Annotated in this window: 9 protein-coding genes and 1 pseudogene; 3 read left to right on the top strand and 7 right to left on the bottom strand. The window is 61.5% G+C overall.

Annotated elements, in window-relative coordinates; genetic code table 11:
• On the bottom strand, window positions 1–1,257 hold a 1,257-nt coding region (traG, locus tag V7P99_RS13980; protein WP_333795448.1), incomplete at its 3' end, for an IncP-type conjugal transfer protein TraG.
• A gap of 523 nt (window positions 1,258–1,780) precedes the next feature.
• On the opposite strand from traG, the gene V7P99_RS13985 reads away from it, so the two are divergent.
• From V7P99_RS13985 to V7P99_RS13995, 3 genes are all read left to right on the top strand, one after another.
• The gene (locus V7P99_RS13985) at window positions 1,781–5,356 is read left to right on the top strand and encodes an AAA domain-containing protein (protein ID WP_333795449.1); all 3,576 of its coding nucleotides are present in this window, start codon (window positions 1,781–1,783) and stop codon (window positions 5,354–5,356) included.
• Window positions 5,353–7,116: a phospholipase D-like domain-containing protein gene (locus tag V7P99_RS13990; RefSeq protein WP_333795450.1), complete on the top strand. Its 1,764-nt coding sequence runs from the start codon at window positions 5,353–5,355 to the stop codon at window positions 7,114–7,116. Before V7P99_RS13985 ends, V7P99_RS13990 begins: the two co-directional genes overlap by 4 nt.
• A gap of 324 nt (window positions 7,117–7,440) precedes the next feature.
• A complete protein-coding gene (locus V7P99_RS13995; RefSeq protein ID WP_333795451.1) occupies window positions 7,441–8,427 on the top strand; it encodes a hypothetical protein in 987 nt (328 codons plus the stop codon).
• A 324-nt stretch (window positions 8,428–8,751) separates the two neighbouring features.
• On the opposite strand, the gene V7P99_RS14000 is transcribed toward V7P99_RS13995, so the two are convergent.
• From V7P99_RS14000 to V7P99_RS14015, 6 genes and pseudogenes are all read right to left on the bottom strand, one after another.
• Window positions 8,752–10,494 carry a DUF3363 domain-containing protein gene (locus V7P99_RS14000; RefSeq protein ID WP_271029868.1) on the bottom strand — a complete coding sequence of 581 codons (1,743 nt, stop codon included), beginning with the start codon at window positions 10,492–10,494 and terminating at the stop codon, window positions 8,752–8,754.
• 726 nt (window positions 10,495–11,220) lie between these two features.
• The gene (locus V7P99_RS14005; protein ID WP_333795452.1) at window positions 11,221–11,541 is read right to left on the bottom strand and encodes a DUF736 domain-containing protein; all 321 of its coding nucleotides are present in this window, start codon (window positions 11,539–11,541) and stop codon (window positions 11,221–11,223) included.
• A gap of 1,144 nt (window positions 11,542–12,685) precedes the next feature.
• Entirely contained in the window at window positions 12,686–13,210 is a 525-nt protein-coding gene (locus V7P99_RS14775) for a DNA -binding domain-containing protein (RefSeq protein ID WP_442908671.1), read from the bottom strand.
• On the bottom strand, window positions 13,147–13,320 hold the full coding sequence (locus V7P99_RS14010) for a hypothetical protein (RefSeq protein ID WP_333795453.1): 174 nt from the start codon (window positions 13,318–13,320) through the stop codon (window positions 13,147–13,149). Before V7P99_RS14010 ends, V7P99_RS14775 begins: the two co-directional genes overlap by 64 nt.
• Before the next feature lie 14 nt (window positions 13,321–13,334).
• Window positions 13,335–13,520, bottom strand: a pseudogene (locus V7P99_RS14780) (transcriptional regulator domain-containing protein); the annotation flags it as partial.
• A gap of 257 nt (window positions 13,521–13,777) precedes the next feature.
• Window positions 13,778–14,317 carry an isochorismatase family protein gene (locus V7P99_RS14015; protein ID WP_333795454.1) on the bottom strand — a complete coding sequence of 180 codons (540 nt, stop codon included), beginning with the start codon at window positions 14,315–14,317 and terminating at the stop codon, window positions 13,778–13,780.
• Between the last annotated feature and the right edge of the window lie 295 nt (window positions 14,318–14,612).

Genomic DNA, 14,612 nt, shown 5'->3' on the forward strand with positions numbered 1-14,612 from the left:
GAGGCGGCCGAGTGCCGGGAATTCGTCGAGCATCAGTAGGAGCCGGCGGCTCGGCGCCTTGTTGGGGTCGGGCAATGTCTCGGTCAGGCGGCGGGCGATCTGGTTTAGGATCAACCGCACGAGCGGCTTGGTCCTGGAGATGTCCGACGGTGGCACGACCAGATAGAGGGAGATGGGTCGTTCCGGCTCCAACAGGTCGGCGATACGCCAGTCCGAGCTGGCGGTGTTGGCGGCAATGAGCGGATCCCGGTAGAGCGCCAGATAGCTCATGGCGGTCGAAACGACGCCGGAGCGCTCGTTCTCGGACTTGTCGAGGAGTTCGCGCGCGATCGAGGCGACGACGGGATGCGCCATCGGTTCCGCCTCGGTGCCGAGGTGGTTGGTCGTGAGCATGATCTTGAGGGTGCGCAAGATGGAGCGCGCGGGGTCGGCCAGGAAGGTTGCGACGCGCTCCAGGGTCTTTGCCTCTTCCGCGTAGAGCACATGCAAGATGGCGCCGGTCAGCAGCGCGTGGGCTGTCTTCTCCCAATGGTCGCGCCGTTCTCGGGCGCCTTCGGGATCGACCAGGATGTCGGCGATGTTCTGGACGTCGCGTACCTCGTGCGTGCCTTTGCGCACCTCCAGCAACGGGTTGAAGCGGGCTGACTCCGGATCGGTGGGGTCGAAGCGCAGGCAGTGCGAAAAGCGTGATCGCCAGCCTGCTGTGAGGGCCCAGTTCTCACCTTTGATGTCGTGGATGACGGCGGATCCGGTCCAGCTCAGGAGTGTCGGCAGCACGAGACCAACGCCTTTGCCCGAGCGCGTCGGGGCGACCGCAAGGACGTGCTCCGGGCCGTCATGGCGCAGGTATCGCTCGTCGTAGAGGCCGAGAACGATGCCGCTGTCGCCGAGCAGATCCGCGCGCATCACATCGGAAACGTCCGCCCAGCGGGCAGAACCATAGGTCGTCGACGGTGTCCTATGGCTCGCCCGCCAGGCGGCTCCCCCGAACGCGAGCGCGCCGCTCAGCAGCCCCCCGGCTGCAGCAAGGGCGCCCGCGCGCGCGAACACGTGCGGCGCTTGGCCGTCGAACGCGAGCCACCAGGAGAAGAGCTGCCACGGGGCATAGATCCTGGTGTTCGCGAACTCGAGCCAGGCGGCTCCGAGTGCGGGTTGATAGAGGAAAATCGCGGCCGTCCACTGGGTCGCGATCCACATCGTGGCGAGGGACACGCCCAACGCCATCGATATTTGAAGGGGATGAAATCTGGTCGACATGACGGCCTCGCCTCGCTGTGCGCTAATGCGCTCGTTCAGGCTCAGCGTGTCGTTGGCGCGATGTCAGGTCGATGCGGAAACGGCGCAAAACGCGGGAAGCAGAAGGCGTGTGCGGGAAGTGGAGGGAAGCGCGACTAATGTAGGTCGCGCGCTTGTATGACCGCCAGGGCGCTGGGTGAGTTCCGCTTCAGGTTCAAGAACGATCATCAACAAGCGTAAGGGGAGGTCACCTTAGGGCCAATAACGACCCAAACGCTCTATTTGAACTGTGCGCTGCACAAGGCTGAGGCGTCCCACAAGCGGACGTCGACGGCGGTCATCCGGATCGTGCCGACAGATGAGGTCCGCAGGTCGGCTTTGCTGCGAAAAGCAGACGCAGAGTCGGGATTGACCAAACAACGAATTGACCATTCACTGTGTGGAAAACGGCTCGGCGTAATCACCGGCTGTTTGCCAACACCATGTGAGCGAATGTCTCGACGGGCGTTTCAGTTCACGCCCACCTTTGCTATAACGCGCGCGCATGACATCGCGCAAAGCAACAAAAAAGGGTTTTCTGGCGGAGTACGTCCTAGAAGACACTTACCTCCTCAAACCGGACCGAGCCATTGGCCGGCCTGGCATTTATGCTGCTCGCGACTCGGAGGGTGTCGACGTCCTCATCAAGTTCTGGCCCCGCACCAAAGGCGTCGATGATGCAGACCTCGAAGACATTTGGCGCAGCGAGCTAAGGCAACTCCAGCGCCTTCGCGCGCTTCCGCGTGCAGAAGAGCTATTTGTCCCCATCCGTGCCAGCGGCAAGGACGCGGAGGGGTTCTATCTCGTCCTCGATCCCCGACAAGGAAGTCCTCTCGAAAGATTTTTGTCCGCCACGCGCAAGCCCGATCTGCTTGCGCGCGCCCGGCTGCCACGCACCCGTTACATTCTCTGGGCCAATGCCCGCCGCCTTGCCGAAGGTGTCGAACTCTTGCACTCGCAAGGCGCCATTCACCGCAATATCGATTCATGGGCCGTCGTCACCGCCCTGTCGCCGGAACCCGACTTCCGCCTCACGGGCTTTGAATGGTCCATGCGCATCGCGAGCCTCGGTGCCGACACCCATAAGAAAGTTGCAGCTCCCCGGCCTGAGCAGCCGGTTTCCTTTGTGCGCGACTGGCACGACCTCGCGCTGTTGATCGCCCGTATCGTGGAAATCCCCGAGGCCCGGCTCATCGACCCAAAAATCATCCCCTCAGATGTCGCCGAACATGCTTCGGCGGCCGAGATCCGCCTGCTCCGCGCCATGCTCGACATTGACAAGGTCGACCGCTTGGATGGCTCCTACATCACCGGCCGCATCGACGAGATCATCCAAAGCTTGGAAAACGAAGCCGCAGGCCGTGAGGCCCGTCTTTGTCTCGCTGTGCGCCTCGGCATCGACAGCTCTTTGAGTCAAGCAATACGCCTTGCCTCGGGGCAGAATATCGAGATCGCTCAACAGGAAGAGCAAATACGCTTCGTCGAGGAGGACCTAGGTTTCCAGCCTCTCTTCCTATCGATCAAAGACGGCTATCAAAAGCGCCATGTGCTGGTCGGCAAGCAGCTTACCTACCGCATCAATCCCTATCGTAACCCCCGCTCCGACGACGAGCCGACCTGGGAGTTCGCCTTCTGCGACCGCGCGGATGCGGAGGCCCCGGCGCCCGGAGCAGTGATCGGTAGGACCGATGTCGCTCGCTCCGGCCTCGAGCTCGTTGCCAACAATATCGCCACGCAAAGCTTTCCGCGCCGGCGCGGCAAGGTGCAGCCCTGGAACGATCTTATTGCCCGCACCATCCCGCCGGACGCGCGCAAGACAGACCTCGATCGGACACACCAGTCGCTCGCGCTGCTTCTCGTCCTCGAGATGGCCTACGCCGCCGCCGACATCTTCCCGGTCGAAGTCGTTAAGGCGTCAGACGTTCCGGTCGGCGACACCTATTCCCTGCACCTCGCCCCTCGAAATGATCCCGACCGGGCCAAGCTCTCCGATATCCTCGAGATCGATGCGCCGGCGGCCCGGCTATCGAAAATGCTCGACGGCGACGAGGTCCGGGAGGAGGGCGGATGGACGCTGGCAGAGCCGAAAATGCTCGGCGAGCAATCCTCGAGCGCGACCACTTGGCACTTTGTCGGCCGCAAGGAAATCAACGGTCAAGAATGCCTTCACTTCGAAGGCCAGGTTCCGGTCCTGCAAAGAGTCAACGCCTTCCTGACCCCCGCCGGAATGCCCGGCCGCATCGCTCAATTCAAGCGCCGCTTGAAAGCGCTCACCGCTCTGCGGCAGCACACCGAGCTTCTTTCCGTGCTCGCCGACGCGCGTGCGCGAATCTCCGACAGTCATGATCCGCTCGACGAGACGGAAAACGCTTTCAAGAAGCTCGATAAATCAAAACAGGATGCACTGCGCGAGATCCTCGCCACGATCCCGCTCTTCCTCCTCCAAGGACCGCCCGGCGTCGGGAAGACCTATCTTGCCGGCGATGTCGTGCGACGTAGGTTCGCAGACGAACCGACCAGTCGCATGCTTCTTTCCGCCCAGAGCAACTCGGCCATCGACCACCTGATGAGCGAGGTGAAAGCCGTCTTCGGCAGGCTCGATGCCGAGCAACGGCCCCTCATCGTCCGGGCGCGCCCAGTCGACGACGACGAGTCCTCCGGCGAATTGGAAATCGATGTGCAGGCCGACAACTATCTGCGTGCGCTCGCCGAGAGCTCTCTCGTCAACGAAGCCCCCGAGCACCTCCGCGACCGGGTTCGGGGCCTCGCCGAGGCTCGAAGTAAGAAGGTTCCTCGTTTCAACCTATCGGCCGATCCCGCGAAAAAACGCCTGTCGGCCGATCTGCGGGCATTCGAAGGAATGATCCTGCGTGCTGCGAATCTTGTCTTCGCTACCACCAATTCCTACGCGGTCGAGAGACTGATCGATGAACGAAGCCTGTTTGACTGGAGCATCGTCGAGGAAGCCGGCAAAGCCACGGGCGGTGAGCTTCTGTCGCCGCTGCTGCTTTCGCATCGCCGCCTGATGATAGGTGACCACAAACAGTTGCCGCCTTTCGATGTCGACAAGATCGCCAAACTGCTTGCCTCCGAGAAGAAGGTCAAGGATGCCGTTCAGCTTGTCGATGACCTTATCTCCCGATACCTGAAGGACCAGGGCGTCGAGGAGGTTTTCACCGAAGTTCAGGAGGAGACGAGCGATCTCGGTCCTGTCTGCGCCTCGACGCTGAATGTCCTGACGCTGTTCGAAACCTTGATCGAAGCGGAACTGAAACGCCAGAAGGTTCGCCCCGGTGGCAGGCCCATCGCCAGACGCCTCAACGAACAGTACCGCATGCATCCAGTGATCGCTCGCGTTGTGTCCCACTGCTTCTATGACGGCGAGCTGATCACCAACGCCGACAAGGAGAAGGAGTATCTCTCCAAGCCGCCACCTTTCGCCTCGGCTGATGTGAAGAGGCTGCCCGATTGCCCCATCGTGTTCGTCGACATGCCTTATTCCCGCGAGGAGAAGCCCGGAGGCCGTGCTGGGGAGCGGTCTCCCCCCTGGTCTAACCCGGACGAGGCCATTGCGGCGATGACTGCACTGCAGCTCATGCGCGCCCGCCCATCCAACAAACCACCTTCGCTCGCGATCCTTTCTCCCTATAAGCAGCAGGTGAACCTCCTGCGCGACAAGCTCAACAAGTACAGGGACGGGGGCAGCCTCTCCCACCTCACGGACTTCGACCCGGCCGTCGAGGACAACGACTACTGCGGCACCGTCGATTCCTTTCAGGGCGCCGAGGCCGATCTTGTTCTCATCTCTCTCGTGCGCAACAACGCGCACTCCACGCCCTCGCGCGCGCTCGGCTTTCTGCGCGACAACCGCCGCATGAACGTGCTCCTGAGTCGAGCCAAATGGCGCCTTATCCTCCTCGGTAGCCTTTCTTTCTACCGCCATATCATCACGACGGCGGCCTCGCTCCCCGATCAAGACGTGGGCTTCCTGGCGAAGTTCCTCGATGCGCTTGATCGCGCGGTTACGGCGAGAGAAGCCGCCATCGTTCCCCTCGACACACTGAAGGGGATCAAGCCATGACGACAGTCTATGTCACCTTTCCCGTTCTGCGCGGGTCCAATCGCTTCTTTATCCAGTACGGCCGCCGCTGGAGCGTCGTCGAGCATCTCCTCCTCTATGCCGCGGCCGAAAAGCCGGCATCAGCCGCAGAGTTTGCGAAGAACTCGGGACTACCCCGACGCGTCGTGCTCGAGGCCTTCATTCGCTTGATGCGCGCCGGATGGGTCGAGATGGCCACGGAAGATGGCGCGCTTATCTTTCGAGCGACAGCGCTCGGCGCCGTCCATGCCCTCTATGAGCAACTGCCGGCCGCCACGGTCCCGCAGACGCGCTGGCGCGCGTACCATATCGAACAGATCACAGGTGGAGTGTTTCGCCAAAGGGAGCTCGAGACGCGCCCGCTTGCACAACTGCCGGCTAGCAGCGACGGCCACATTGTCACGCACCTCGGAGGTACGTTCCTGCCGGGTCAGGAGAACCTCTATGACGTCTTCGTCGCCATCGAAGGCGATGATGAGGAGATCGTTGGCGTAGAGCAATCCGGCACAAAGCCGACCGAGCGCCACGCCGTCGTCTCGGTGCGCGATGCAGCAATCGAGGGTTTGCCTGCCCGCGCGTCGCCGGCGCTCCGTGAGATTATCCTCGACGCCGCCAGTAAGGCGCTCACCGCAAAAGCTGGCAAAGGAAGTTCAGCGGCGCGGCCTCGCGCGCCAGCGGAGCCGAAAGTCGGCGAGGCCGACGCGCCAGCGCTACAGACAGCGCTCTTTGACCCCGATGATCTCATTGTCGATGGCGAAGCGCATCGCAAGGCTATCGATCGCATGATTCGCGCGGCGAAGGAGCGGTTGATCATCCATTCGACCTTCGTCAATGAAAACGGCGACCAGCTGCTTCCAGCCTTGTTGCAAGCTGCCGGCAACGGCGCTCGCATCGATCTCTTGTGGGGTCAGGCTGATGATGGCACGCCGACCAATCCTTCTCAGGCGGCCGCCGAACGCCTTGCGGGCGCTATCGCGGCTGCCGGCCGCAAGGACAGCGTCAATGTCCATCCCTATTCAACTTATTCGCACGCCAAGATCGCCGTCGCCGATAACGGCAAAGGGGCTTGGCAAGCGCTCGTCGGGTCGTGCAACTGGCTGGGGTCAGACTTCGGCAGCTTCGAGGCCTCGTTGAGGCTGCGTGATCCTCAGCTCGTTGGCGAGCTCATAAGAAAGTTGGCCAGTTTGTCCAAGGGCCGCCCCGGTATCTGGAGCGACTTCGCCACCTCTGTCACGGTTTTGGGCCGTAGGGTTGAGAGAATGCCAAGGGAGAAAGGGCGCACCGCCAAAATGCGGCTCGTCTTTGCTTCCGAGCATTCGAATCTCACTCTCGAAGCGCGCGATCACGCCGAGCGTCGGATCTTCGTCTTGAGCCATCGTATCGGCATTGCCGCCCGGCCGGTTGCACTCTTGCCGATGCTCTCGGCGGTCAGCGCCAGCGACAACAAGATTGAGGCCCTGGCGTATTACGGCCGCACCACGGGGCCGCTCTCAGGATTGGCCGGTGCCGATCTCATCCGCGAGTTTGCCCGGGAGGGCGTAACCATTCGGCCCGTCCATCGGCCGCGCTTGCACGCAAAGGTACTCGGCTGGGACGACGATGCGCTCGTCGTCTCGAGCCTTAATTGGCTGTCTGCCGATCCATCCGATCGCGCGCCGCTGAGCGAAATCGGCGTGCATGTCGAAGCCCCGAAGATCGCCGACAATTTCTTTCGCATCTTCGACAACGCGCGTATTGATTGAGGAACTCAACGCCGAGTTCGCCGGCAAAGCTGGGACCGCACTAACTGAACTCTAGGAAGAAGGTCACGACACTGCTTTACGGTTGGCTTCCGGACGTAGTTGGGATGTGGTGGGAGGCCCAGACGCTTCCTCACCCGTCGATTGCCCGGATGGCTAAGGACCGGGTGGTGTAGGTTCAAGTCCCACCGTCTACAGCTCCTTTCAGCCCCTCCCCGACGCCAACTAAACGGGTGACATCTGCGCCCCCCTGCTGGTGTGAACCTCAATCTTCTGCTTCATTCCGCACTATTCAGTTCAAACATTTCTCTCCGGCAGATTTCACAAATGGACGTCGTCGACCTCCGCGAGCTTTCCGACGAGAGCTTTGAAATTCGCTTTGGCGGTGTGCCGAGTCGCATCGCCGTCGAGACCATGAGCGAAGCCCTTCTCGGGTTCAAAACCGCTCTTGAGGAGATCAACCGTCTCGCCAATCCCGACTTCGAGCTTCAGGTCTACGTCGAGACCATCACGTCCGGCAGCATTCGGTTCGGGCTCAAACTGACGAAGAAGAAGATTGTCGGTGCGGTCGTCGCGGGTGCTGTCGCCACCGTCTACATCGCCAAAGACGTCGTCGTCGAACTGTTCAGCAGCTATCTGTACGACACGCTGAAAGCCGACCCCATTTGTAAGATGGATGTTCAGCCGGATGGAAGCCTCGTGTTCGAGGCCAACAACGACTGCCGGATTGTCCTGTCCAAGGAGGCCGCAGACCGGTTCCTGCAGGTCCAACGTGACCCCACCGTTGCCTCGGGCGTTGGGCGCGCAATGACAGCCGTTGAGAAAGACAAGGAAATCACAGCGGTTGAGGTCGCGCCTCGCTCGGCGGCTCGCCCTGTCGTGAAAATCGAGCGGAGCGAAATCAAAAACGTCCAGCGTCGGCTCACCACGCGCATATTCTCGCCGTTCGACCAACCCGACAACAAAAAGGCCGTCGCATCTTCACTGCCTACCACCGTACCCCAGAAGCGCACACAGCACGTGCGGGCCAACTTGGTCATCATCAAAGCCGTGTTGCTGCGCTCCAAGCGGAAGTGGCAGTTCAACTGGCAGGGCTACAAGGTGTCGGCGCCAATCAAAGACTCAAGCTTCTTCGACCAGCTTGAAGCCGGCGTCGCCATCCATCAGGGCGATGCGCTCGATGCTGACCTTGCCATCCATCAGGAGTACCTAGAGGGCGCTCGCGTTTGGCAGAACAAGAGCTACGAAATCTTAAAGGTCTACAGCGTCACCGAAGGTGAAACTCAGACGACGATGACGTTCAAGCCACTCTGATAGGCTGTCAAACGGGAGGTGAGGTAAGCCCCTAGTCCAGGTTCTTGAAATGTCCGCTGTTAAGCGGTTAGCCGAACGGGCTGCAAGCTGTCATTCCGATGCCCTGAAGACAGCAGGGTATGTCCGAAAACTCGGCGTGGCGTTCGTCGGCCTGCTGCTCGTGCTGCACTTGCTCAGGACCGCTCAGGGTCAAACTGCGAAGACGATCTACTTCTGAGTGATGTCCACTTTAAAGCGGAAACCGAACATCTGCTTACGGTCACTGGGAACGTTTCTGATGGGACGCGAGGTTGGGGGTGGGACGGCTGAATGAGTTGGGGGTCTTTAGCTGCGTCTGGGAAGGCCTCGTCCTCGATCCAAGCTCCACGTCACGCGGTTGGGACCGATCATGCCAGAAACAGCGCGCCCCCTGAGCGGCTCGAGCGCCGGGCGCCACGGTGCCAGCGTGAAGGTGTCCTGACGGTGGATCACGGCGAGCTTGCCGGTGGGCGTGGCAATCGCGTGATCGTACACGCCGGTGATGCGCACTCCAGGCTCTGTCGGCACATAGGCGGCGTTTAGCTCGCGCGAGACTTGCTGGACGATGCGATCGGTCTCGGCGTTGCGGAGGATCCGCATCATGTCGGGATTTGGTGTCAGACCACCACCGGGCGCGATCGTTGCGACGCGGCGCTCGACCAGCCAATCTCTTCTCGCGGCCAGTGCGGTTCGCATTTGGCTGGCGAAGCCGGGCGTTCCCGGCTCGGGTTGCCATCGTGAGAGGATGGCTTCGTCAAGCCAGGTCGGACCGTCGTAGGTCGCCTGCTTCTCGAGCGCGACGGGCGAGAGCACTTGTAGCTTGGGCACCGGCGACGGCTTACCGTCGAGGCTGTCTCCGGCCAGCGTCACGATTGTCCCGCGCATAGGCGCGTCGGTGGGCTTGAGGCGGCCGAGCTCGGCGTAATGCGCGCGTCCGTCCATGGCGTCGATCACGACCCATGTGTGATCGGAGATCTCGTCGACGAGACCGACGCCCACGACTTTGCCGACCAGCGGGGTCTTCCGGGGACCGCGCTCGAATAGGGCCATGGCGGCCGCGCCACGTTCGATCCCGGCTTCCTGCAGGGCGCGCTGCATCATCTTGAACTTGTCGGCACGTTGTCCGAGCTGGCGAAGTTTGCCCTCCATCTGGCTATCGAGTGCCCAGACGCCCTGTTGCCGTTCGTCGGCGAGGCCGAGCCGCTCCAGGGTCTTGAGCCGGCCGACCCGGAGCGTGTGCTGTGTGGGATCGAGCTCCTCGGCGGCTGTGACGACCAGAATGTTGTCCTTGGAGCGGCCGATGAGCGCGCGATCGAGGCGCGTCAGTCGTTCCTGGCCGACCTCGTTGAAGAGCTTCTGCATACGCTCGAGCTGGGTTTCCGGTCCGAGCTCCAGGGTCACGAGGGATTGGGCGCGGGCCCGGACACCATGGGCGATGTAGTCGCGCGCCATCACCAGGTCCTTGCCCTGATCATCCTTGCCGCGGAGGACGACGTGAGTATGCGGGTGTCCAGTGTTGAAATGATCGACCGCCACCCAGTCGAGCTTCGTGTCGAGGTCGCGCTCCATCTGGGTGAGGAGGTCACGGATGAACGGTTTGAGGTCGCTGAGCTGTGCGCTTTCGTCGGCGGAGACAATGAAACGAAATTGGTGCGGGTCGTCGGCCGAGCGGGCGAGGAAAGCACTACCATCGACGTCATCCCCATTGGCGTCATAGAGCCGTCCAGGGGCTCCCTCTCGGGTGACGCCATCGCGCACGATGTATTTCATGTGCGCCTGTGCGGCGCCGAGGTCGCCGTTCAGGATCCGTGTGTAACGCGCCTTGACGATGACGCGTCGGCTCCCGGGCGCAATGAGCCCCGCCGCGGCCCGCACGCCTGTCCCCATGCCGCGCGTCAGGCTGCCGGGTGCGATGTGTCCGCGCTGCAGCACCGCCCTTGTGCCCGTCTTGCCAGCCTGGCGGAACACGAGCGCGGCATGCCGCTGTGAACGGCTGCTGCGACTATCGCGAATGCGACCGAGCTTGGGATCGAAGTCGTCTTGCGCCATGTCGAACCTCAAGGGTTGATGTGGTGGCAAGACGAGATGGCGTGGCGAGCGCCGCGTTCAAGACGGCGTTAAATTGTGTGCTGATTGCATGAAGGAATCTCAAACGCTGACGGTAGGTGCGCTTTGCCGACGTCGTCCGCAAGTCGTCCTTTGCACGATCTGACGGGCAGATGACGTCAGTCCTTTATCTTGATGTCCGGAAATGCTCTCTCAGACTTCCCGCAACTTCCTTTGTCGCGCTCGCTGGTCCGTTCAGCAGTTTGGGTGGTCGAGGCACACGCAGCCGGATCATTTCCGGCGAGAGTTGCGCACGGCCAGGCGTTGCCAAAAGCGATCCGTCAGACCGACAAGGAGCAGCGCTGCGGTGTCGGGACAGCCACACAGGACCGTTGCAACCGTTCGACAGGGCGCTCACGCTGCTCTCAGCGAACCCGATCGCGGGAGCGTTACGCAACCGAGCCGGCTACGGTCTGCAGCCGCCGCGGCTACAGCGTGCGCCGTATCGGAGAGCCGAAAAGGAGTGGCCGGACGTGCCGCGCGTTGCGCGTTCGGGCTGACGTCAACCGCCCCCAGATCGGTGGACGATGGTCTGACGCTATGCACCGACGCTGCTCCAGGCGGCGTCAGCGCCGTGGTGGGGCGGGTGGGTGGGGGAGGATGGCGGACGAACGTCGCCACAGAAAGAGCCTCCGCGCCGCGGTGAGCGGCGCGGAGGCGAAACCCCGCTTAGTCCTGCGGGGTCCAGATCAGCGCGTAGGTGTTCGGATCGGCCTGACCTGCAGCTCGGCCGAGGTTGGCGTAGAGCGTCTTGCCGAACTCGGGAGCCGAGATGGAGAGCGAGATGTACTCCTTGCCCGAGGTCTGTCCGATCCGTTGCCAGCCGGCGCCGATCTCGATGCCCTGGGCCATGACGCGGAAGTCAGGCTGGGTATCGGTCTGCTTGTCGCCGACGGGAAGGATGGCGATCGATGCCCGGAGGGAGAGGGTGCGGAGCTCGCCTTCGTAGCGTCCGTCCTCGCGCTTCGTGACGTAACCGATGGTAGCCATGATGCTGATCCTCACGTTGTTCCGGCGGAGGCCTATTCCCCCGCCGGCGCGTGCAGATCGTGGCGGGCTGGAGCCTGAGGCACCCGCAGGGCCGGAACGCAGTGGAGGACCCGCGCGCAGCGCGGGTTGCCGCTAAGGCGACGCCTGCCACATCGTCGCACAAAGCTTGGCGGGGAAAGGGCCTCCCGGCCACGGCGAGAGGATGGTGGCTTGGCGCTCGGTTCGCGACTAACGAGGCCTCAGCGGAGGTAGGCCGCAGCACACTCGACTCAGCCGACAGCGATGCGGAGCTGAGCCGCCGATCGGGACACCTTTCCGCGTCATGGTCTTAGTGGCTGAGGCGCCGACGGAGAAGAACGGGCCGAGGGCTCGCAACAGATGCGCTGTTCGGCTTCTGGGGCAGGAGCGTGCCACGGGCTCCGCGGAAGGGATCGTTACACGCATGTGCCGAGACGCCGGTTCCCCTTTGCCGGCGGCTCGGTCGCGCGGCTGATCGAGGCCGCGCGATAGAGCCCGACCGCCCGAGATCATGGGATCGAGGGCGGGTCCGCCCAGACTTCACTGAGTCTCTGCAACCTGCTCATTATTGAACCGTGACGACGTCAGCCAACCTCGTGTATCGCCTCGCGAACTGACGTCGCCGGAGGCGAATGTTTATCTTGTCCAATCACCTAGAGAATGTCAGTCCAGCCAAGGGTTCAGGTTTATCGGACAAGCAAAACCAGGATGGCGGTTCCGACGACATGCCTAGCATACAGCGGGCTAACACAGCGGCAGTCGGAGCTCGCAAAATTATCTGCCAGCAGGAGGAGTTCGCTGTTCTGCGGTGGCTCTGCACGAAGGATCCACGTTGCTCGTCGTATTTAATGCGCTGCGGCTACTCGCTTTTAGCGAACCTGTTTTAGCTGCACCGAAGTAGTTGTTCTACGCAACCTTCACCGTGACCATGTGCCCATAGATGCCCGGCTTCTCGCACCACGCTTAAACGTCGTCGGCCATCGCGGTGATGCCTGCCTCGATGTCAGCCGGAGCAAAAATCCTCCAAGAAGGTAGTTTGGCTACCGGACGATTTTCGTTCCGGTTCGGCACGCGCCCAACGTTGGCGAGCAGTGTCGAAGCGAAACTAACAGCGAACACCACCCCCTCACAGGAGCTGACGATAGCCTCCGCCAGAGAGCCATAAGCCGCGCTTCAGCGCGCGGCGAATGCGATCTTTCAGCGCGGTGCTTGAACTCCGCCACGCCTCCTGCGTACGCTTTGATCCAAAGATAACCCCTGAAATATCACGATATGTTGCGCCGACACAGTGACCGTCGAGAGCAATGAGAGCATCACGCATCTGGAGACTTGTTGCCGTCCACCCCTGACCAACCGCCACGGGCGCACCTCCCGGACAAAGAAGAGCACTCAACGCTGCAAGGGAGTCACGCGCGCGATCAAGCTGAGCAAGACCTGGCACCCGGAGCGTGACGCGAACCGCACCGATCAAGACGGAACATCCATCGAGCGCAACCGGAAGGGCGGCCGCGTCCTTCTCGAAAAGGAGATGCTGTAGACCTTTGGCATCGATCAGGAGCCGCTTTGCATTCTTGTGAAGCTCGAGGCTTAGATCGTCTGCAGTGCAAGGATCGCGCTGGCGCTCGGCACTTCCCTGTAGGGAAAGCGCCACGGTATCAGGAGACCAAAATACGTGACATTGAGGGGCAGGCTTTTGAGGATCGGCGAAAGGAGCACAAGCCCCACGCTTCGGCTCGGCACGAGCGACGCCTCAACCGACACAGGGCAATCCCGGTCTTATGCCAACAGAATGATGGGCACCCGGCTCTGCAGAGTTTGTAGTCGCGCTGATAGACCGGATTGCGGCGCAAGAACTCCCATCCCCATCCTGTCCTCGGCAAAGTACGAGCATATTCGTACGCGCTGACGTGAGGTGGCCAGGCCGGGCCGACATAGAACCTCTTCCTTGCCTTGGAATTCATCCAGAGACATCGAGCCGGCACGGCTCGCCCCTTGGAGAGAGGCCGCACCCCTCTTCATCGGTTGAAACCTGATTCAGAGATGATCGCAACGCTAAGGTACACGACCGCCTCCCCCGCAATACATCTTCAGCTTATCGCCACGTCTTGTAAGTTGTCCTTGTCCTCATTCCTTCATCGTGAATGAAAGAGAAACCCTCGTACCTTGAGGGCACGAGGGTGAAGGTGAGAGTTCTTGGACACGGGCGAGAGATTGGCTCTCAGGTCGGCGTCAATAGATCGAGCAACAAAGAGCGTCGCGCTTCATCTGCTGTGCATTCAGCCCACTCGCGTACCATCTGCATGGTCGTCAAGGGAACGACACCAGCCTGCAGAAGCCGATCGACTGTGGGGCTCTGTGCATGCTTGTCACAGCTCAAACAAGCATCCATGAGCACAAAGACATCGAATCCATCGGCAAGCGCATTGAGCGCCACAAACGTAATATTACCATCGAGCCAGAAGCCGCAGAGCACAAGACAGGCTCTGTCCTCTTTGGCAAGCGCAGCGCCGAGCCCGCTGGTGGACCACAACGATCCGGCGTAGCTGGCCTCGTGAACGCGAGACCTCGAGCGCTCACAAGGTTGTATTATCCAGTCTCGCTCGCTTGTCGGATTGCCGTCGATCACAAAAAATTCTGGCACATCGAGAATTCTCGCAGCCTGTTGAAACAAGGCGTAGCGGCCAATAAGAGAGTACTGACCGTCGTCATCGATATCGCTACGTTCGACGTTACGACGAACGGGATCAATCAACAGCAAGCTACATTCCTCAGGCTTAAGGAGCGGCGCCATAGGTGCATCTCTCCGCTAGTTCCGCGAGATGAAAGTAAACGGTCCATGCCTCAGCTGCGGGCGCCATCGATATGTGCGGCGCTAGAGTGACTCAGCGCGGCCGCCGCATCCGCGGTCAACCGATGAGGCATGTTCCGGGAAGAGGAAGGGTCACTTGCATTGCTGCTTACTCGCTCCGCAAGGCAAATTGCTCATGCTTGGCGCCGATAGAAGCGCAGCAGCTGGGCGTTGATCGCGACAATGACCGTGCTGGCCGACATGA

The sequence above is a fragment of the Hyphomicrobium sp. genome, from assembly GCF_036780825.1.
In the GTDB taxonomy this organism is placed as follows: Bacteria; Pseudomonadota; Alphaproteobacteria; order Rhizobiales; family Hyphomicrobiaceae; genus Hyphomicrobium_C.

Bases quoted from the DNA above. Each gene is read 5' to 3' on its own strand.
- V7P99_RS13985 (WP_333795449.1), top strand. From the start codon at position 1,781: ATGACATCGCGCAAAGCAACAAAAAAGGGTTTTCTGGCGGAGTACGTC.
- V7P99_RS13990 (WP_333795450.1), top strand. From the start codon at position 5,353: ATGACGACAGTCTATGTCACCTTTCCCGTTCTGCGCGGGTCCAATCGC.
- V7P99_RS13995 (WP_333795451.1), top strand. From the start codon at position 7,441: ATGGACGTCGTCGACCTCCGCGAGCTTTCCGACGAGAGCTTTGAAATT.
- V7P99_RS14000 (WP_271029868.1), bottom strand. From the start codon at position 10,494: ATGGCGCAAGACGACTTCGATCCCAAGCTCGGTCGCATTCGCGATAGT.
- V7P99_RS14005 (WP_333795452.1), bottom strand. From the start codon at position 11,541: ATGGCTACCATCGGTTACGTCACGAAGCGCGAGGACGGACGCTACGAA.